The following is a 19,862-nucleotide window of genomic DNA, read 5'->3' on the forward strand; positions in this document are numbered from 1 at the left end:
ACACAACGGTGCGCTACTTTATTTCACGTGTCGGATCCTTTCGCTCTCGATCAGCAGGTGTGCTTCGCGCTCTACCGCGCGTCGCGCGCCACCACGGCGGTCTACCGGCCGCTCCTGGACCGACTCGGCGTCACCTACCCGCAGTACCTGGTACTGCTCGCACTGTGGGAACGCGACGCGCGCGGAGTGCAGGACCTGTGCGACGCCCTCGACCTCGACACCGGCACACTGTCGCCTCTTCTGAAGCGACTCGAGTCGGCCGGGCTCGTCGAACGGACACGGCAACGCGACGACGAGCGACGTGTCGTCGTACGCCTCACCGACGCCGGCAACGCGCTCCGGAAAGAAGCCGAGGGCATCCCCGGCTGCGTGGCGCGCGCAGGCCGTCTGGAACTCGAGGAACTCGCCGAACTCCGCGACACGCTCCACCGCCTGACCGCCGCGCTGCAGCACGCAGCCGGCGACACCCCCGAGGAAAGGTAGGACCGCCATGAAGATCCTCTACACCGCAGAAGCCCTCGCCACCGGAGCCGGACGCAACGGCCACGCTCGCACCAGCGACGGCAAGCTCGACGTCGACCTCGCCATGCCCACCGAGATGGGCGGCAACGGCGAAGGCACCAACCCCGAACAGCTGTTCGCCGCGGGCTATGCGGCGTGCTTCCACTCGGCACTGCAGATGATCGCCCGTCAGGAGAAGGCCGACATCAGTGACTCCGCCGTGGGCGCCCGCGTCGGTATCGGCCCGACCGACGGTGGCGGATTCGGCCTCGCCGTCACCCTCGAGGTCACCTTGCCGAAGCTGTCCGCCGAACAGGCCCGCGAGCTCACCGAGAAGGCTCATCAGGTGTGCCCGTACTCCAACGCGACCCGCGGCAACATCGAGGTCACCCTCGAGATCTCCGAAGACTGACCGATTACCCGGGCCACCCGGCCTCACCACGTATCCACGCCGCGTCCGCGTAGCGTGGACACGTGGGTATGCAGGACGGGTCGCGGCTCGCGAAGTTCGCGGCCGAGGTGGGATTCACGCTCGACGACTTCCAGATCGACGCCTGCCGTGCGCTGGAAGAGAACCGAGACGTGCTGGTCTGCGCCCCGACCGGAGCCGGGAAGACGGTGGTCGGTGAGTTCGCGGCCTACCTCGCGCTCGAGTCTCGTCAGAGCTCACCCACGTCCCGGGACTCCACTCCTCGCGGCACCTGCTTCTACACCACGCCCATCAAGGCGCTGAGCAACCAGAAGTACAACGACCTCGTCGAGCGATTCGGTGAGGGCGAGGTGGGCCTGCTCACCGGGGACATCACCCTTCACCCGCACGCCCCCGTCGTCGTCATGACGACGGAAGTCCTGCGCAGCATGCTGCATTCCCGCTCCCCCCTCCTCGACGGCCTCACCCACGTCGTGATGGACGAGGTGCATTATCTGGCCGACCGGGAACGAGGCGCGGTCTGGGAAGAGACGATCCTCTACCTTCCCCGCTCGGTGCGGCTGGCCAGCCTGTCGGCCACGGTGAGCAACGCCGAAGAATTCGGGGCATGGATCCGCCGGGTGCGCGGCGAGACCACCGTGATCGTCGACGAGGTCCGCCCGGTCCCGCTCACCCAGCACATGCTCGCCGGGGGGCGGTTGTTCGCCCTCTTCTCCCCCGGCACCGGGACCATCGACGACACCCTCGACCGTTACATCGCACATCGGCAACTCGCCGACGCCGCTCCATCCCCCGGAGCGAGGAAACGCCGTAAGCGCCGGACCTCGGCACCCCTTCCCGCGGGCGGTGATCGCCCGGAGATCGTGGCGCGGCTCGAGGCCGAACAACTCCTGCCCGCCATCTGGTTCCGCTTCAGCCGGTCGGGATGCGACGCCGCCGTCACCGAATGCCTCGACTCTTCCCTGCGTCTCACCGAGGCCGCGGAGGTCCCGCAGATCCGCGCGATAGCCGACCGGCACACGGCTTCTCTGCCCCCGGCCGACCTCGACGCGGTCGGCTACTCCGACTGGATCGAGGGGCTCGAGCGTGGATTCGCCGCACACCACGCCGGCCTCGTTCCGGCATTCCGGCACGCGGTCGAGGACCTGTTCACGCGCGGGCTCGTCCGCGTGGTGTTCGCGACCGAAACCCTCGCGGTGGGGGTCAACATGCCGGCCCGCACCGTCGTACTCGAACGTCTCGTCAAACCGACGGCAGCCGGACCTGTGCGCCTGACGCCCGGGGAATACACCCAGCTCACGGGCCGCGCCGGTCGGCGCGGGATCGACGAGGAGGGGCACGCCGTGGTGCTCTGGCAGCCCGACACCCTCCCCGCCACCGTTGCCGGACTCGCCTCGACGCGCGCCTATCCCCTGCACAGCTCGCTGCGCGTGGGCTACAACACCTGCGTCAATCTGATCGACCGCGTCGGCCTCGACGGCGCACGCACACTTCTGGACCGTTCGTTCGCCCAATTCCAGGCGGAGCGATCGGTGCGCGCGCTGTCCGACGCGGTACGGACGAATATCGCGCTGATCGCCGACCTCGAAGCCGAACTCGCCGATGCAGCAGGTTTCACCGAATACCGGAGTCTGTACGAGCGTCTCGCGTTCGCGCGCACCACGGCATCCGCGGACACCGTCACCGCGCTCGCCCGCGCGGTGCGTTCACACCCGGGCCACCGGCGGCCCGACCGGGCGCACCTCCTGGCCGTCGCGGGCCGGCTCGGCACCCTGGTCACCGACACGGAACGAATGCGCGTGCGGATCGAGGCCGTCACCGGACGTCTGCGCACCACGTTCGATCGCACCCTCGCCGTGCTCGAGGAACGCGGCTACGTGATCCTCGACCCGGCCGGTGAGTCGGCGTACGTCACCGACGACGGGCGACGGCTCGGCCGGATCTATTGCACGAGCGACCTTCTGGTGGCCGAATGCGTGCGGACCGGAGCATGGGACGGGCTCGAACCCTGCGAGCTCGCGGCAGTGGTCTCGACTGTGCTCGGCGAGACGCGGCACCGCACCGCCGCGGCGTCCGGACGGACCACCCCGGCGGTGGACGAGGCCCTGCGCGTCACCATGCGCCTCTGGGGCGAACTGGCCGCAGCGGAACAGCGCCACGGTTTGACGGTGAGCCCCGACCCGGACCCGGTGGCCGTCGGGGCCGTCCACAGCTGGGCCCGCGGCGACGGCCTTGCCGCAGCGCTGCGCGTCGCGTCGGAATCGGGGCTCTCCGCGGGCGATCTCGTACGTCGCTACCTGCGCACCCTGGACCTCGTCGACCAGACCGGTCTGTGCCGCCGCGACGCCCTGCCTCCCGTGTCGTTCACGTTGACGTGAGCGGCGACCGCACGTCGCACAACTGCTCGGACAGCGACCACAGGCTCGCGGCGACGCCCTGGTCGTGCGACCGCGCGTTGGACTGCACCTTCCCGGGGTGTCCTCGCATCTCGAACAGGCCGCCGGGCCCGTAGAAACCGCCGGGTTCCGCATCCACGGCGGTCGCGGCGTAGAGGGACGGGAGTGCTCCCATCGCGGCCGACTGGCCGATGACCGGAGTCACCCACTCGACGAGCTTCCCGTACCGCGACTCGCTCCGGTACTGCAGGTTCGTCGACGAGTAACCCGGGTGTACCGCAAAGGATTTCACCGGCGATCCGTGCGCGGTGAGCCGTCGCTGCAACTCGTAGGCGAACAGGAGATTCGCCAGCTTCGACTGGCCGTACGCGGGCCACCGCTCGTAGCGGCGCCGCTCCCAGTTCAGATCGTCCAGATCGATCTTGCCGATCCGGTGCATGGTGCTGCTCACGGTGACGACGCGATCGGTGATGCGCCCGAGAAGGAGCATGGTGAGCGCGAAGTGGCCGAGGTGGTTGGTGCCGATCTGCATCTCGAAGCCGTCGGCGGTCCGCCGCTGCGGCACCGCCATGACGCCCGCATTGTTGACGAGCACATCGATGGTCGGGTGGGTCGCGGCGAGGTCCGCGGCGAACGCACGCACCGACGACAGGTCGGCGAGGTCCACTTTGCGCACCTGCGCGTTCGGACCGATGTGCGCGGCCACCTCCTCTCCCTTCGCGACGTCGCGGCACGCCAGCACCACCTGGGCGCCGGCACGCGCGAGCGCCCGCGCCGTCTCGGCGCCGAGGCCGCTGTTCGCACCGGTCACCACGACCGTGCGGTTGCTCTGATCGGGAATGTCGTTCGCTGTCCATGCCGCCATACCCCGCACACTACGTACGCATCGGAACCGGCAACAGGGCTCGCCGGACTCTCGCCGGACCGAGGCATTCCCTGTCTGCCCCGCGCCTCGTAGAGTGCACCCGGGCGCGAGTCCCGCAGGGGCACACGGGGGCGCGGACGAAGGGGAGGGGTTGCATCGATGGCGTACCGGAACGGGTCTGCCGACCGCGAGGTCGGCGAGGCACTGCGGCAGGGAGATCCCGCGGCGACAGCACGGCTGTACGACTTGTACGCGCCCGGATTGTTCGCGTACGCCTGCGGGTTCGTCGACGCATCGACTGCCTCCGATGTCGTGCACGACTCGATCTGGATCGCGGTGCGCCGAATCGACGCTCTCCGCGACACCGGCTTGTTGCGGGCGTGGCTCTACGCGATCGTCCGCTCCGAGTGTGCGCAGCCCGGGCGTGCTGCCGGCACGGTCGGCTTCGTTCCCGCCACCGATCCCGCGGCGCCACCGCTCCGTCCCCAGTTGTACGCGGTCCGCGACGCGGTGGGCAGCCTCGGCGCGATCGAACGCGAGGTCCTCGAACTGGCGGTGCGCCATCATTTCACCAACCAGGAGATCGACGCGATCCTCGGATCCGCCGCCGGAGACGGCCGCCCGTTCGCTCGCGCTCAGCAAGCGGTCGACCTGGCGGTACCGGCCGTTCCGAATGCGACCGGATTGTTCGCGGCCGTGCCGCCCGTCCCGCTCCCTCGCCGCCTGCGCGACCGTGTGCTCACGGCAACGCCCCTCGACACGGAACTCGCCGACATGGGACGCCGTATCGAACCGTTGAACCGGAACGGATTCCCCGTCGCCCGCCGTGGGCGCCGGAAAACGGCAGCGATCGCCGCGGTGGCAGCGGTGCTGGTCCTCGCCGTAGTCGCCGTGGTCGTCCTGCCAGGTTCGGAACCCGAGGAATTGTCGGCACCACCCTCTCCGACGTCCCGTTCGGTGGATCTTCCCCCGTCCCAGACACCCGTCGTCACGGCCTCTCCCGTAAGCAGATCCGAGACGCCGACGACGGAACCCCCGATCTCTAGCACCACAGCCGAACCCATCGTCGAGACCACCGTCTACCCCGGTGCCGACGCCGGCGCCGGCACGGTGATTCCGGTCGAGGAAAACGTGGTCACCACCTCTGCCCGCACCTCTCCACCCACCTCTCAGCAGGTGTCGGTCACGTCCACAACCCGCGACATCACGCGGTACCCGCGGCGGACGAAGCCCCAGGACGACAGTCGCTCGGAGGACAAGGAGCGGGACGAGCGCCCCGCGACCACGCCCCAGCCCACGACGCGCGCCACGCTCCCGACGACCACGCGGGCAGCGGCCCCCTAGCGCACCCGCCGATGCCGGTTGGTGTTCTCGGCGTCGACCGAGGGCCCGGCGACTCGTCGCTGTCACACGAGCGAGACGCAGCGGACACATCAGGGGCTTACCGTCGCGTCGTCGTCGCCCGTGTTCGCCGGACAGGAAGGAGCCACCGCCGTGGCGCCACGTCGCAGATCGGTGCTTGTCGACCGGCTCCGAGTGGACGTACCCGGACGGCCCCAGGACGCGATCCTCGAGGAGTTGCGGCGCGTGTTTCTCTCGGGCGCAGCACCACCGGGCACACCTATACCGGTGGGTGAGGTCGCGGAGATGTTCGGAGTCAGCCGCATCCCCGTCCGCGAGGCACTCAAGACCCTCATCGGTGAAGGACTCGTCACCCATCGCCAGAATCACGGGTACACCGTCGCCCAGTTGACGGCCGAGGAACTGCGCGAGTTGTATCTCGTCCGGGAAACACTCGAATCGGCCTCGCTCGCGGCGGCTGTGCACAACGCCACCCCGGAGGACTACCGGCTCGCCGAGCAATCACACAAAATACTCGAACGCGCAGTGCACGAGCACGACTCGCACACCTATCACCGCGAGAGCCGCGTGTTCCACATGACGCTCGCTCGCCCGTCCCGGATGCACCGGCTTCTGCACATGCTCGAATATGCCTGGAACATCACCGAACCGGTCCAGCCGATGGTGCACGTGAGCGACGCGGAACGTGCCGACCTGCACCACGAACACCAGGCCATGCTCGACGCGTTCCTCGCGCGTGACACCGAGCAACTGCTCGCGGCCTACGAGCATCACAACCGGCGCCTCGACGCAGCCATCGCGACGCTTGCGGCAGGTGCCGGGCTGCTGCCCGCGGAAGATATACAGTTCGGGTAATCCTGCGGCAACCTCGCGCAATTAGCGTTCGGCGCATCGAGTTTCCCCACCGCCCAGGAGCACCCATGACCGAAGTGCTGATACCACGCGACGACGCCCCCGTTCCGGGTCCGTCCGCCGCCGATTACGATCCGCGGCTCACCAACGACGACCTGGCACCGCTGAAGAACCAGCGCTGGGGCTCGTACAACATCTTCGCGTTCTGGATGTCCGACGTACACAGCGTCGGCGGCTACGTCACGGCCGGGAGCTTGTTCGCATTGGGCCTGGCGAGCTGGCAGGTCCTCGTCGCCCTCCTGGCGGGCATCACCATCGTCTACTTCTTCTGCAACCTCGTGGCCAAACCGAGCCAGGCCACCGGTGTTCCCTATCCGGTGATCTGCCGCAGTGTCTTCGGCGTGCTGGGTGCGAACATCCCCGCCATCATCCGCGGACTGATCGCGGTGGCGTGGTACGGGATTCAGACTTTTCTCGCCTCGGCCGCACTCGACGTGGTGCTCATCAAGCTGTTTCCCTCGCTCGCCCCGTACGCCGTGGTCGCCGACTACGGGTTCGCCGGGCTGTCCGCTCTCGGCTGGGTCAGCTTCCTCACCCTGTGGGTGCTGCAGGCATGCGTGTTCTGGCGCGGCATGGAGTCCATCCGGCGCTTCATCGACTTCTGTGGGCCCGCCGTGTACGTCGTGATGTTCCTGCTGTGCGGATACCTGATCTCGAAGGCCGGCTGGAGTGCGATCGACCTGACGCTGGGCGATGTCACGCACACCGGCTGGTCGTCGGTGCCGGTCATGCTCGGCGCAATCGCCCTGGTGGTCTCGTACTTCTCCGGCCCCATGCTGAACTTCGGAGACTTCTCCCGGTACGGCAAGTCGTTCGGCGCCGTCAAGAAGGGCAACTTCCTCGGCCTCCCCCTCAACTTCCTGGTCTTCTCGCTGCTCGTGGTGATCACCGCGTCGCTGACGCTCCCGGTCTACGGCGAACTGATCACCGACCCGGTCGAAACCGTCGCCCGTATCGACTCCACCTTCGCTATCGTCCTCGGAGCACTCACCTTCGCGATCGCCACGATCGGCATCAACATCGTCGCGAACTTCATCTCGCCGGCGTTCGACTTCTCGAATGTCAGCCCGCAGAAGATCAGCTGGCGGGCGGGCGGCATGATCGCCGCGGTCGGTTCGATCCTCATCACCCCGTGGAATCTGTACAACAACCCGGAGGTCATCCACTACACCCTGGAAACCCTCGGTGCGTTCATCGGCCCGTTGTTCGGCATTCTCATCGCCGACTACTACCTGGTCCGCAAGCAGAAGGTGATCGTCGACGATCTGTTCACGATGTCCGAGAAGGGGGCCTACTGGTACAGCAAGGGCTACAACCCCGCTGCAGTCGTTGCCACCGTCGTCGGTGCGGCTGTCGCGATGACCCCGGTGCTGTTCAACAACGCCCCCGGCATGAGCGCCGCTGCGCAGTACAGCTGGTTCATCGGGTGCGGGCTCGGCTTCGTCGTCTACCACCTGCTCGCGACCCGCACCCGGTGGGCAGTCCGCATCCCCGAGACCGCCCCCGCGCAGGAAGCCGTCTGATCGCATGTTCCTCAAGGTCGTCAACCCGAACACCACGTGGGCGATGACCGCCAAGATCGAGGCGTGTGCCCGGGCCGTCGCAGGCCCGGGCACACGCCTCGAGGCGGTCAGCCCGGAGATGGGACCGCCGTCGATCGAAAGCCACTACGACGAAGCACTAGCCGTCCCTGGTCTGCTGGCGGAGATCGAGAAGGGAGAGCGCGACGGTGTCGACGGTTACGTGATCGCCTGCTTCGGCGACCCCGGTCTCGATGCGGCGCGGGAGATCGCGGCCGGACCGGTCGTGGGGATCGCCGAGGCCGCCATGCACACCGCGACCCTTCTGGGCCGGAGCTTCTCGGTCGTCACGACACTGGGCCGCACGACCGGGCGGGCCCGGGACCTCGCCGACCGGTACGGGATGCGCGACTCGTGCCGGGGTGTACACGCGTGTGAAGTCCCCGTGCTGGCGCTCGACACCGACCCGGACGCTCGCAAGATCGTCACGGAAGCCTGTCTCGACGCGTTGTGCGCAGACGGATCCGACGTCGTGGTACTCGGCTGCGCGGGGATGGCCGACCTGTGCGCCCAAATCTCTGCCGACCTCGGCGTCCCCGTCGTCGACGGTGTCACCGCGGCAACGCTGACGGTGCAGTCGCTGGTCACCATGGGACTCGTCACCGGAGGGAAGCGCGGCGAGTTCGCGCCTCCGCCTCCGAAACGTTATTCCGGAATGCTGCAGAGCTTCACAACATTCCGGTGAGGCACCGCGACCCGTCGTGAAGGAATGTCAGCTGGTCGTACTCCGCCGGGGACACGCGCAGCGGTGACCCCTGCAAGCAGAGCCCCCCGACCACCTCGGCATCGTGGTTGCGGATCGGCACGGCCAGCGCCGATCGTCCCACGCGGCATTCCTGATTCTCGAACGCGTGACCGACGAGCCGGGTCCTGGACAGCTCCGATTCGAGAACGTCCGGGTCGCAGACGGTGTATTCGGTCAGTCTGCGGAGTTCGAGACCCACGCTCATCCCGGGATTGTGGGCGAGCATCACCTTTCCGAGCGCGTTCGAGTGAAGGTTCTTGGCCAGCAGCGCGATACCGACGATCTCGTGGTCGGGGTCCTGATCGACGAACCGCAGCCTGCCACCGGCGAACGAGGCCACATGCAACCCGAAACGGGTGTGCGAGCGCAACTCCTCGACCGTCTCGTGCAGTGTGGGTGAGGTGTCCGCCTCCACTGCGGCCCGGGACAGTTCGGCGGTGCGCCGCCCGAGGGCGAAGCCGGACAGGTCGGGTACGCGTACCAGGAAACCCTCGGCAACAAGCAGATTGAGCATCCGGTAGGCGGTCGTGGGCGCAACATCGGCAAAGTGGGCGATTTCTTTCGCTGTGGCACCCGGTCCGAGATGCGCCACGGCTTCGAGCATTCCCAGTGCTTTCTGCACAGCCTTGGGCTGCTGCCCACCGAACCCCACTGCGGCGTCGGACTGGGTGGTCATCGCCGGTCTCCCGGCAGCGAATGAGCCGAAACGAGTTGCGGTCGTCCGTCGTCGTCGAGTACCAATTCGCCTGCGCCGGGCAGCAGGTCGGTGGTTTCCGGGCTGTCGAAGGCGCCCATCGTCGCCAGCGACTCCGGCCGGAGCCGCTTCAGCACGGCCGCCCACACCACGCCGGCCAGTCCGACGACGAGCACGGCGGTCGGTATCCCCCACTGCCCGTCGCTGATCCCGGAGAGCGTGAGATATCCGAGCAGTCCGGCGCCCACGCAGGCGATACCCACTGCGACCACGGTGGTCGTGCGGGCATCCTCGCCGATACGTCGCAGGAACCTCAGACACGAGACGGCGAGCAACGTGTAGGCACCGACCACGGCGACCTCGACGAAACCGTCGAACACGATCGAGTCGCCGAGGAAGATCACCAGGTACATCCACGCGCCGATCACCACCGCGGCGGTGAACACGATCACTGCGACATACGGTGTGCGGAACCGTCGATGGACACGGGACAGGCGTCGAGGAACGGTGCCCTCGATGCCCATCGCCAGCAACAGCCGCGAACCCGCCTGCGCACATCCCAGGGCGGATGCGAACCAGGAGAAAGTCACTCCGACCTTGACCGCCACCACCATCGCGGTGCTCGCTCCCGAGGCAGTGCCCTCGAAATACGCGGCCACGACCACGTCCGCGTGCCCGGTCAGTGCGGCCCATCCGGCGAAGACGAACACCGTTCCGCACAGGATCGGGGTGACCAGCACTGCCCGGGTCACTGTGATCAGGGGTCGCCTGGCCTCGGCCCCGAAGAACGCCGCGCTCTCGAATCCCGCCATCCCGAACACCACCATCAGCGCCAGGAACGGCAACGTTGCGGAGGTGCCGGGTGCGACCGAGGAGGTCGGAGTCCCGGAGTCGGTGACCATCAGTGCGCAGATGACCACCAGCGAACACAGTTCCACGACGAGGATCGCCCGCGTCGCGAGACGGACACCGCGCACCGCAATGGTCGCGACGACACCTGCGACGAGCACCGCGCACACCAGCAGCGGTACAGTCCCGGACACGGCACTACCGAGAGCGGTGGCGATTCCCAGCAGGCTCACCGCGGAATTGGCCAGAACCGAAATCGCGATGCCGAGATAACCGAGCAGCAGGGCCGCGCCCATGGTGAGGGTGGCACGCCGGGGAAGTCCCTGGAACGCAAAGCTGTACAACGACCCCGCGGCAGCGAGCCGGCGGGTGAACTGGGAGATGCAGAACGCGACCGCGACGACCACCGCGGTGGTGCCGAGGATCGCCGCCAGCCCTGCGACTCCAGGATCGGCGGAAATGATCCACGAGGCGATGAAGATCATTCCGGTCGCGGGGGCCACCGTCGACAGGGACTGACCGATCAGGTCGATCTGCGAGAGTTGACGTCGGTTCAGCGCCCGCAGGGGAGAAAACACCGGTGTGACGGCCGGTGCCGTATTCCGGGATCGCGCGATCGCCGCTCCCAGCGCACCACCGATCCGTGACCCACCACCGCCACGCCTGCCGCTCGCCACGGGCACTCCGATCGTCCGTCGGCCCGTCTTCGGACCCGGGCCACCAGCGGAAACAGTAGAACTCCCGTGTTTCCACTTGGTTTCTTCGCCTCATTTGTCTCATTCTTTTCAGAAGTGTGGCGCACGTGACGGTCGTGTGAATCCAAGTGGAAATCGGGGAAGCCCCCGCCACCTGCCACAACGCCGCCTTCCCGCTCTCCGCCGCGATCCGCGTCACACCCCGCCCCGGGTGACCAGCACAAACAGGTCCGGAACGTTGCAGGACACTTTTCCACTCGGCGACCGCACAGTGTTTTCCTGCGCGACGCAAAAGTGCCGCATCTGCTCATCAGGATTGGCCCGACGACAGAGAGGGCGTGATCCATGTTGTGGGCGATGGTCGCATCGATACTCGGGGGGACGCTCCTGCTCGCGGGCATTCCGAAGCTCCGCGACCGGGACGGGCTTCTGACCGTGGTGAAGGGGTACCGGCTGCTGCCGCACCGAATGGAACGTGTGGTGGCGGGTTCGCTGCCGCTCGTCGAGGTTCTGGTGGGAACCGCATTGATCCTCGGGATCGCCGGTGTGTGGGCGGCGTCGGGCGCCGCACTGCTGTTCGCCGCCTTCGCGTTCGGGCTGACAGCGAACCTGGCGCGGGGGCGGCGTGATCTCGACTGCGGTTGCTTCGCGTTCTCTGCCCACGAAGTGCCGAGGATCGGGTGGTTCCGCGCGGCATCGTTCGCCGTCGCCGCACTCGTCCTCGCGGCGACCGGTTCCGCGGAGATCGCTCCGCTCGAGCGACTCATCGGAGCGGCGAGCGGCCTGCTGGTCGTACTGGCTGTGGTCGCGGTCGTGCAGATCAAAGCCGTCGTGCACGTCGGCCGGCGTCCGGTCGACGACTACCTGACCTCCGCGTCGATCAAACTCCGCGCTGTGAGCGCCGAGTCGCGGTACGGCTCCTAACCCTCTCTTCAGCCCCACCTTGCACAGATAGGACTACTTCGATGACAACATTTCTGCTGGTGGCGGTCGTGGTGCTGACCGTCGCGGTCGCACTGCTGTTCCTCATGACCCTCGCGCTCGCACGGGAGATCGGCCGCGTCCAGGTCCGGCTCGGTCCCCTCGGAGCGAGGATGATGGATACCGGCCCGAAGGTCGAGCAGGCCGGCCCGTCGTTCGCCGGGCTCGTCGATCACGTCGGCCGCTCCGTGCGGGTGGGCGGGCACCGCGACAAGGCGCAGCTGCTCATGTTCACCGCTCCCAGCTGCAGCACCTGCAAGAGCCTGCTTCCGGGTCTGCGTGCGATGGCCCGCGCGGAAACGGATCTCGACGTCGTCATCGTCTCGGACGGCACGCCCGAGGAACACCGGGAGTTCTTGGCCGGCAGCAATATCGGCGACGAACTGAGCTACATCGACGCCCGCGACGTGGGCATCGCCTACCAGGTGGGCACCACACCGTACGGGGTGATCCTCGACGAGCACGGCAAGATCCGCGGTAAAGGCCTGTGCAACCACATGGCCCAGGTCGAGAGTCTGCTCAACGCTCTCGAGTCCGGCACTCCGTCCCTCCAGCACCTGCATGCGCAGGCGAAGTCTGCCTGACCCGTCCCGAGAGAGAAGGAGCCTATGCCATGGAAGAACACAACATGACCGAGAACCGATATCCGGTCGATGAGGACACCGTCCGCGAACAAGCGGACTGGATGGCGGGCAAAGGTGGATCCTTCGTCAGCCGCACAGGACGCAAGCTGTCCGAAAGCACCTCGCGCCGTTCGATGCTCAGCAAGATCGGTCGCTGGACAATGGGTGTCTCGGGTGTCGCGCTGATCAGCTCGCTGCCGGTCACCCGTAGCGCGATGGCACAGGAACTGCCGCCGGAGCCCGCGCCCCCCGAGGTCCCGGATCCGCAGTTCATCACGTTCGACGGCAAAGATCCGGCGGAGTGCGAGTACTGGCGCTGGTGCAACATGGACGGCACCTCGTGCGCGGCGTGCAACGGCGGCGGTGTGACCACCTGCGCTCCCGGCAGCCGCCCGGGCGCCGAGTTCTGGGTGGGCTGCTGCACCAACCCGGACACCGGAAAGACCTACCTGATCGCCTATTACGACTGCTGTGGCGCACCGTCGTGCTCCAACGCCTTCTGCGGCGAACCCGACATGCAGGCCATCATGTACAACCCCGTCTCCGGCAGCTACGACCAGGAGATCATCTGGTGCGTCTCGGACGAGTCCCAGGCGTACACCTGCACGATGGCGCCCATCATCGGCGAGGACTGCCAGACCCGCCCCGCAGCTCGTCCGAAGGTCGGTGCCGGAGCATGACATCTCGATCCAGCAAGCGCATTCCCCGTACCGCCGCGATCGCCGTTCCGCTCGCCGCCGCGATCGTTCTCACCGGATGCAGTTCGGGCGACGACGAAAGTCCCGCCGCCGGCGAGGTCACCTATCCGACCGTGCCTTTCACGACACCCGGTGAGGGCATCGGTCTCGGTAGCGAGGACCAGGAGATCGGCTCCACCTTCCCCGAACCGGTGCACGTTTCCGAGATCGAGCCGATCAAGTCGACCGAGTTGCTTGCCGTCGGTGACGGTTACGGTCTCGAGATCGGCCTCAATGCGCTCGATCCCGTGACCGGCGTCGCGGGAAGCCGTTTCGTCGTGGGCCCGGGCATCTGGGATCCGGTGATCCACGGATTCGTCGGTAATACGCCCGATGACCCCGCCGTTCTCGCGGCCGAGGTGTGGCGTCCGCGCGGTTCCCGCGGTGCCGCCGACTTCACCGTCAGCACCTATTCGGGCAACCTGCTCGAGCCGTCGGAAGCCCTCCTCCCCGACTACGCGCGCGTGCACTCACGGCCGGGCTCGAACGCGGTGACCTCGGACGGAAAGTACTTCGTGACCTGGGACGACGGCCTCTACGGCGTGCGTGTGGTCGATCTGGAGGCGAAGAAGGAAAGCGGCGCACTGCAGATCATCGGCTGCGGACCGTTCACCTGGATGGTCGGACACGAGCTCTACAGCGTCTGCGAAGACACGCGCGAGCTGATCCAGATCTCGATCGACGACGCGGGTGTTCCCACCGAGACCGCGCGGGCCCAGGTCCTGCCCGACGATTTCGTCAGCAACCGCACGGTCACCTGGGCCGACGACGCCGACTCGGCACTGCTGGTGGGGGCGAACGGCGACGTGTTCGTCCTCGATTTCTCGAACGGTCTCCCGTCGGACCCCGTAACGCCGATCGGCAACGCGGGGCAGGACTCCGGGCGGTTCGCGGGCAATGCCATCAACAACACCGGAACCCGGATCGCAATCGAGTACACCGACTCGGTGGTCCACCCCCACTCCGCTCGCGGCGGTGACGTCGTGAAGATCGACCTCTACGACGCAGCCACGTTCGCGCCCGTGAAGACCCTCGATCTGGCGACGCTCGGGCTCACCGGCATCTCGAGCATGGCCTTCTCGGTCGACGGCAAGACGCTGTACGTGGTGGGATCCGGCCCGGAGGTGGACGGTGAATCCGCGCAGACGATCGTGGGGATCGCCGCCGAGACCGGCGAACAGGTCAGTTCGGTGGAGGTCACGGGAACCGTCGAAGACGTCGGGACACTCCTGACACCTCAGGTGCTCGAATGACCCGGTCAGGACCCATCCTCGATCGGCGGGGTTTCCTCCGCATCGGCTCCTTCGGAGCCGGTGCGGTGGGCCTCGGGGTGCTCGGCCTCGGTGCCGCCTCGTGTAGCTCGGAGCAGGCGGAGCCGGCAGCAGCCCTCGACTACATCGCTCCCACCGACCCCGAGATCGCGGCGGCGGAAGCAGCTCGAGGATGGAACGGGCGCGAGGTCCCTGTCGCACTGACGGCGGCGGTGGCCACCGTGGACCTCGGTGGGCGTCTCGTCGACACGTGGTCGTACGGCGGTCGCGCGGTGGCACCCGAACTGCGGGCGAGCGTGCGAGACAAGATGCTCGTGTCGGTGCGCAACGACCTGCCCACGGACACGACTCTGCATTGGCACGGCATCCGTATTCGCAACGACATGGACGGTGCCGCTCCGGTTACCCAGGACCCGATCGGGACCGGGGGCGACTTCCTGTACGACTTCGTCGTCCCGGACCCGGGCACCCACTGGTACCACTCGCACAGCGGCCTGCAAGCAGATCGTGGCCTGTTCGGTGCGCTGGTGATCGAGGATCCGGACGACACGTCCGGCGCCGATGTCGACGCGGTACTCGTTCTCGACGACTGGGTCGACGGACTCGGCACCACTCCCGAGGCCGTCCTGTCCGCGCTCAATCCCGCGATCTCCGGCGGTCACGGCGGTCACGGGGGCCACGGGGGTGGCGCTGCGGTGGAACACACCGCCGACGAGAGTTCTGCCGCACTGGCACTGGTCTCCGGGGGCCACGGTTCATCCGATCCGTTGGGCGGCATGACCCAGCACATCGGATACCCGCTGCACCTGATCAACGGACGGCCGCCGAACGACCCCGAGGTCGTCACGGCTGCACCCGGCAGCCGCGTGCGGTTGCGGATCGTCAATGCCGCCGCCGAGACGCCGTACCGGTTCGCGGTGGCGGGCCACGAACTGACCGTGATCGCCGCCGACGGCTTCGACGTCACGCCCACCACCACCGACACCCTCATCATCGGGATGGCGCAGCGGTACGACGTGCTCGTCACGCTGAAGTCTGGTTCGTGGCCGATCGTCGCGAAAGTCGAGGGCCGGGACGGGTATGCGTCGTCGGTACTGCGTTCGAACGACGCCGCGCCGCTGCCGAACCCCGACGTCGGGGGTTCGATCGCAGAACTCGGCGGACGTCTGCTTCCCGAGAGCGCACTGCGGCCGGCCGATTCGGTCCGCCTGGAATCTCGTTCGCCCGACAGGGATTACCGGGTGGAGCTGATCCAGGCCGGGGACCGCTACGTATGGGGTATGGCCGGGCCGGACGCCGGAAAACTGGTGATGCGCGAAGGCGAACGGATCCGCATCACGATGGCGAACAACAGCACGATGTGGCACCCGATGCACACGCACGGACACACCTTCGCGGTGCCGGAGTACGGAGGACTCCGGCGCGACACCGTCAACGTGCTCCCCGGCACCGAACTCGCGATCGAGTTCGATGCCGACAACCCTGGCGAGTGGATGTTCCACTGCCACAATGCCTATCACTTCGAGGCAGGGATGACCGCGAACCTGCGGTACATCCGATGAGAGGACAGCTGTGAAGAAACTGATTCCGTTTGCCGTGGCGCTCGCCGCCTCCGCCGTACTGACCGCGTGCGGTTCGTCCGACACCTCGGACGAACCTGCCGTGGTCATCGACGTGGCGAACATGGCCTATTCGCCCGCCTCGGTCACGATCGAGGCCGGACAGACCGTGCAGTGGCGCTTCGACGACAACGGCCTGCCCCACGACGTCGCGGGTGACGGTCCGCTCGAAGGCATTCTGCAGAGCGAACTGCTCACCGAGGGCACGTACGAGTACACCTTCGACGATCCGGGCACCTACACGTACCACTGCACGCCGCACAAGTCGATGGTCGGCACCGTCATCGTCCAGTAGTGCGGCAGCCGGTAATGCTGCACCACAACCGAATCGGACACTGGGCGATCACCGCCGGGATCGCCGCAGTGCCCCTGACAGGATGCGCCGTCGCAGACACTCCCGACGCGGTGATCGAGATCAGCAATGTGCAGTTCAGTCCGATGGACGCCACGGTCGGAGTCGGCGACACCGTCGAATGGCGGTTCGACGACGGCGGCCTCCTCCACCACGTGGAGTCGCCCGGCGAGTTCGACAGCGGGATCACCGGCGACGGCACCTATTCGTACACGTTCGACCGTCCCGGCACCTACACCTATACCTGCTCGATCCACCCGTACATGACCGGAACGGTCACCGTCCGCCGAGAAACGAGCGGGACTTTCGTACACAGCAACGACTCTGGAGGTTTCCGATGACCACCGTCCTCACCCACGAACCGATCTCCACCGATCTCCCCGATATCCGCCCGACGCTCGCGGGCGCCGTATCCACCACTGCGCGGCTCGGCCTGGCCGCCGGTGCCGCAGTGGCCGGCGCCGGTGCCGCGACGCTCGCGGCACCGACGGCGGCGACGGCTCTGACCGCCGCAGTCGTCGGCGCCGGGCTCGTCACCTCGCTCGCGGCGAACTGGTCAACCTGCGGAATGTCCGTGGCCGGTGTCGTCGCGGCCCCGAAACAGCCCGGCCGCAAAGGAGCATCGACCCCGCTCCGACGACTGGGCTGGCACGCGCTCGGATCGGTAAGCACCGGTGCCGTCACCGGCGCCGTCCTCGGTGCACTCGGTTCGGTCACGGCGGCGAACCTGTCCCCGTTGTGGTTGCTGTTCGGATGGGCCGTGTTCGCGCTGGCCTACGGCTTGCACGAGATCGGCGTCGTGTCGATGCCTGCTCCGATGCGACGGCAGCAGTTGCCCCGGCACCTGCGGCGGACCATGTCTCCGTGGAAGGTGTCGCTGCTGTTCGGCGCGATCATCGGCCCCGGATTCCTGATCTTCATCCGGTCCAGCGCGTACTACCTGCTCGTGCTCGGTGTGCTCGCCGTCGGGTCGCCCGCCCTCGGCGCCGCGATGTTCACCGTCGTGTCCCTCGGCCGGTGCATGCCGAGTGTCGCAGCGATCGCGCACACCCGTCGCGGTGGCTCGATGCCGGGCTTCCTGTCGGTGATGTGTGTCGTCGACCGCCGCGTGCAGGCCGTGACGGGTGCCGCCCTGGTGGGCCTCGCCGCGTTCGCCGCGATCTCGCTGATCTGACGCGGGCATACCGACGCAGGTGCCCCGGATCTTCACGGATCCGGGGCACCTGCGTCGAACCTGTTCTCAGAGACCGAACTGCACACCCGTGACGCGCTCGGACAGCTCCCACAGCCGGCGTGCCGCCTCGGGATCGCGAGCCCGCGCGGAGCAGCCCGCGGTGTGCGGCGACCCGTAGAGTTCGAGAAAACCGTCGGGACCGATGTAGCCGCCTCGCAGTCCCGGCTCGGTGGCGGCGTAGAGCACGGATTCGGCGCCCTGCTCCGGGGTCCGCTGCAGAATCTTCTTGCCGAACCCGAAGAGCCGGTCGAACCAGGTGCCGGTGTGGCTTCCGACCTCGGTGGCCGCATATCCCGGATGTGCGGCGAGCGACCTGACCGTTGATCCGCTCGCGTCGAGTCGCCGAGCCAGTTCGAAACTGAACATCAGGTTTGCGAGCTTCGACTGGGCGTACGCGGCAGCGCGGTGGTACCGCCGCTGCTCCCAGTTCGGATCGTCCAGATCGACGCGCCCGAGGCGATGCGCGGCGCTGGAGACGGTCACCACCCGATCCGTGACCATGTCCAGCACCAGTCCGGTCAACGCGAAGTGCCCGAAGTAGTTGGTGCCCATTTGCATCTCGAATCCGTCGGCGGTCCGCTGCAGCGGTACGGCCATCACACCGGCGTTGTTGATGAGCACGTCGATCGTCTCGTGGGTGTCCCGCAAGCCGCACGCGAACTTGCGCACCGAGGCCAGTTCGGACAGGTCCAATCGGTGCACCGACGCCCTCGGGCCTATCGTCTCGGCGACGCGCGCACCTTTGTCCACGTTGCGGCACGCCAGGACGACGTTGGCGCCGGCAGCACCGAGCGCTATGGCCGTCGCCTCCCCCACGCCGCCGGTCGGACCGGTCACCACGAAGGTCCGGCCCACCTGCGACGTGGACGCGTCAGGCGCCAATCGAGTTCTTCATCATCGGAAGCATCGCCCACAGTTCGTCCTGCCAGTAGCCCCACGAGTGGGTGCCGGCGATCGGGAACGAGAAGTGGGCGGTGTCGATTCCGAGCGTGGCGAGCCGTATCTGGAATGCGCGGTTCTGGACACGGGCAATGGACTCGAGACCCATCGCATTCGCCGTGTTGAACACACCGATCGCCGAGTCGGGGCGGTCGTGCTGTCCGGGAAGACCGGTCGACGCGGAGATCCACATCGGCAGTCCCCGCAGCATGGGAGCGGCGACGAAGGGATCGTGCCGGAGCCACGCCGGATCCCACGGCGGGCCCCACATCGCGTCGGAGTTGTAGCCGCCGGCGTCGAGCATCGCCAACCGGATGGCTTCCCGCATGCCGGGTGCCGACAGGTTGAGGTATCCGGACATCGACCCGGCGAACGTGAACTGGTCGCGGTGATGAGCCGCGAGGATCAGTGCCGCGTTGCCGCCCATCGACAACCCGACCACGGCATTGCTGCCGCGACTGATCCCGTAGACGGCGGCGAGATGGTCGGGAAGATTCCGGGTCAGGAACGATTCCCACTTGTACGTGTAGGGCTGCGCGTTGAAGTTGCTCGGGGCGTACCAGTCCGCGTAGAAACTCGACTGACCACCGACCGGCATGATCACGTTGACGCCGTGGTCCGAGAGCCACGCGGCGTTGGTCTCGTGTTCCCACCCGCTGACGTTGTCGGTCGCACGCAACCCGTCGAGTAGGTAGACCGCCTTGTTGCTGCCGTTGTTCGCGCGCCAGATGCGAACCTTGATCTGGCCGACGCCACCGGGCGCTGCGACCCAGTCCTCGTGGAATCGCGAATACGGGTCGGCGGATGCGGTGCCCGCACTCACCCCCGTGAACACGAGCGTCAGCGGAAGAACCACGGCCACGAGCAGGCGGACGAGAGCGCGCCGACTCGGTCGCCGGCTCATAGTTCCGGACGAGTTCTTCACACCAAGATCCCCCTTGCACATGTGTAACATTCGTCACTTCCGACCCAGGCTATGTGGGTGCGGATACCCGTTGAAGGCTTACACACAATCGTTATCCTGCAAAGCTCAACCGTTATCCCGCGGAGCCCCAGAAGGCGCGGAAACACGCCCCG

Annotated in this window: 20 protein-coding genes; 15 read left to right on the forward strand and 5 right to left on the reverse strand. The window is 67.4% G+C overall.

The window, feature by feature from the left end; all coding sequences use genetic code 11:
* Window positions 1-27 precede the first annotated feature (27 nt).
* From HF886_RS07060 to HF886_RS07070, 3 genes are all read left to right on the forward strand, one after another.
* Window positions 28-483, forward strand: a complete 456-nt coding sequence (locus HF886_RS07060; protein ID WP_169651911.1) for a MarR family transcriptional regulator — start codon at window positions 28-30, stop codon at window positions 481-483.
* Window positions 484-490: 7 nt separating this feature from the next.
* Window positions 491-913: an organic hydroperoxide resistance protein gene (locus tag HF886_RS07065; protein WP_169621211.1), complete on the forward strand. Its 423-nt coding sequence runs from the start codon at window positions 491-493 to the stop codon at window positions 911-913.
* A 68-nt stretch (window positions 914-981) separates the two neighbouring features.
* The gene (locus HF886_RS07070; RefSeq protein WP_206038623.1) at window positions 982-3,309 is read left to right on the forward strand and encodes a DEAD/DEAH box helicase; all 2,328 of its coding nucleotides are present in this window, start codon (window positions 982-984) and stop codon (window positions 3,307-3,309) included.
* Here the strand turns inward: HF886_RS07070 and HF886_RS07075 are convergent.
* The gene (locus HF886_RS07075) at window positions 3,296-4,192 is read right to left on the reverse strand and encodes an oxidoreductase (protein ID WP_169621213.1); all 897 of its coding nucleotides are present in this window, start codon (window positions 4,190-4,192) and stop codon (window positions 3,296-3,298) included. The genes HF886_RS07070 and HF886_RS07075 overlap by 14 nt on opposite strands.
* Before the next feature lie 159 nt (window positions 4,193-4,351).
* On the opposite strand from HF886_RS07075, the gene HF886_RS07080 reads away from it, so the two are divergent.
* The 4 genes from HF886_RS07080 to HF886_RS07095 all read left to right on the forward strand — a co-directional run bounded on the left by HF886_RS07080 (window position 4,352) and on the right by HF886_RS07095 (window position 8,731).
* Entirely contained in the window at window positions 4,352-5,536 is a 1,185-nt protein-coding gene (locus tag HF886_RS07080; RefSeq protein ID WP_169651913.1) for a sigma-70 family RNA polymerase sigma factor, read from the forward strand.
* A 150-nt stretch (window positions 5,537-5,686) separates the two neighbouring features.
* Window positions 5,687-6,409, forward strand: a complete 723-nt coding sequence (locus HF886_RS07085) for a GntR family transcriptional regulator (RefSeq protein ID WP_169651914.1) — start codon at window positions 5,687-5,689, stop codon at window positions 6,407-6,409.
* A gap of 65 nt (window positions 6,410-6,474) precedes the next feature.
* On the forward strand, window positions 6,475-7,989 hold the full coding sequence (locus HF886_RS07090) for an NCS1 family nucleobase:cation symporter-1 (RefSeq protein WP_169651915.1): 1,515 nt from the start codon (window positions 6,475-6,477) through the stop codon (window positions 7,987-7,989).
* A gap of 4 nt (window positions 7,990-7,993) precedes the next feature.
* Window positions 7,994-8,731 (forward strand): aspartate/glutamate racemase family protein, encoded by a 738-nt coding sequence (locus HF886_RS07095; RefSeq protein ID WP_169621217.1) that lies wholly within the window; start codon window positions 7,994-7,996, stop codon window positions 8,729-8,731.
* Here the strand turns inward: HF886_RS07095 and HF886_RS07100 are convergent.
* Window positions 8,715-9,467, reverse strand: a complete 753-nt coding sequence (locus HF886_RS07100) for an IclR family transcriptional regulator C-terminal domain-containing protein (RefSeq protein ID WP_169651916.1) — start codon at window positions 9,465-9,467, stop codon at window positions 8,715-8,717. The two genes, HF886_RS07095 and HF886_RS07100, sit on opposite strands and share 17 nt — an antisense overlap.
* Window positions 9,464-11,011: an APC family permease gene (locus HF886_RS07105; RefSeq protein ID WP_346765311.1), complete on the reverse strand. Its 1,548-nt coding sequence runs from the start codon at window positions 11,009-11,011 to the stop codon at window positions 9,464-9,466. Before HF886_RS07105 ends, HF886_RS07100 begins: the two co-directional genes overlap by 4 nt.
* Window positions 11,012-11,386: 375 nt before the next feature.
* Between HF886_RS07105 and HF886_RS07110 the strand changes: the two genes are divergently transcribed.
* The 8 genes from HF886_RS07110 to HF886_RS07145 are packed head-to-tail and all read left to right on the forward strand — an operon-like array spanning window position 11,387 to window position 17,786.
* The gene (locus HF886_RS07110; RefSeq protein WP_240954921.1) at window positions 11,387-11,953 is read left to right on the forward strand and encodes a MauE/DoxX family redox-associated membrane protein; all 567 of its coding nucleotides are present in this window, start codon (window positions 11,387-11,389) and stop codon (window positions 11,951-11,953) included.
* A 41-nt stretch (window positions 11,954-11,994) separates the two neighbouring features.
* On the forward strand, window positions 11,995-12,594 hold the full coding sequence (locus tag HF886_RS07115) for a redoxin domain-containing protein (protein ID WP_169621220.1): 600 nt from the start codon (window positions 11,995-11,997) through the stop codon (window positions 12,592-12,594).
* Window positions 12,595-12,623: 29 nt separating this feature from the next.
* On the forward strand, window positions 12,624-13,313 hold the full coding sequence (locus HF886_RS07120; protein WP_206036962.1) for a methylamine dehydrogenase light chain: 690 nt from the start codon (window positions 12,624-12,626) through the stop codon (window positions 13,311-13,313).
* Window positions 13,310-14,623, forward strand: a complete 1,314-nt coding sequence (locus HF886_RS07125) for a hypothetical protein (protein WP_169651918.1) — start codon at window positions 13,310-13,312, stop codon at window positions 14,621-14,623. The genes HF886_RS07120 and HF886_RS07125 overlap by 4 nt, the downstream gene beginning before the upstream one ends.
* Window positions 14,620-16,203, forward strand: a complete 1,584-nt coding sequence (locus tag HF886_RS07130; RefSeq protein WP_169651919.1) for a multicopper oxidase family protein — start codon at window positions 14,620-14,622, stop codon at window positions 16,201-16,203. The genes HF886_RS07125 and HF886_RS07130 overlap by 4 nt, the downstream gene beginning before the upstream one ends.
* Window positions 16,204-16,213: 10 nt before the next feature.
* A complete protein-coding gene (locus tag HF886_RS07135) occupies window positions 16,214-16,555 on the forward strand; it encodes a plastocyanin/azurin family copper-binding protein (RefSeq protein WP_169621223.1) in 342 nt (113 codons plus the stop codon).
* Window positions 16,555-16,953 (forward strand): plastocyanin/azurin family copper-binding protein, encoded by a 399-nt coding sequence (locus HF886_RS07140; RefSeq protein WP_346765114.1) that lies wholly within the window; start codon window positions 16,555-16,557, stop codon window positions 16,951-16,953. The genes HF886_RS07135 and HF886_RS07140 overlap by 1 nt, the downstream gene beginning before the upstream one ends.
* Window positions 16,950-17,786, forward strand: a complete 837-nt coding sequence (locus tag HF886_RS07145; protein ID WP_169621224.1) for a methylamine utilization protein — start codon at window positions 16,950-16,952, stop codon at window positions 17,784-17,786. Before HF886_RS07140 ends, HF886_RS07145 begins: the two co-directional genes overlap by 4 nt.
* A 66-nt stretch (window positions 17,787-17,852) precedes the next feature.
* On the opposite strand, the gene HF886_RS07150 is transcribed toward HF886_RS07145, so the two are convergent.
* Together HF886_RS07150 and HF886_RS07155 are read right to left on the reverse strand one after the other, a co-directional pair.
* Complete coding sequence (locus HF886_RS07150) at window positions 17,853-18,728, reverse strand: oxidoreductase (protein WP_169651920.1); 876 nt, start codon at window positions 18,726-18,728, stop codon at window positions 17,853-17,855.
* Window positions 18,718-19,689 carry an alpha/beta hydrolase family protein gene (locus HF886_RS07155; RefSeq protein ID WP_169651921.1) on the reverse strand — a complete coding sequence of 324 codons (972 nt, stop codon included), beginning with the start codon at window positions 19,687-19,689 and terminating at the stop codon, window positions 18,718-18,720. The genes HF886_RS07150 and HF886_RS07155 overlap by 11 nt, the downstream gene beginning before the upstream one ends.
* Window positions 19,690-19,862 lie beyond the last annotated feature (173 nt).

The sequence above is a fragment of the Rhodococcus sp. 105337 genome (assembly GCF_012844225.1).
Taxonomy (GTDB): Bacteria; Actinomycetota; Actinomycetes; order Mycobacteriales; family Mycobacteriaceae; genus Rhodococcus.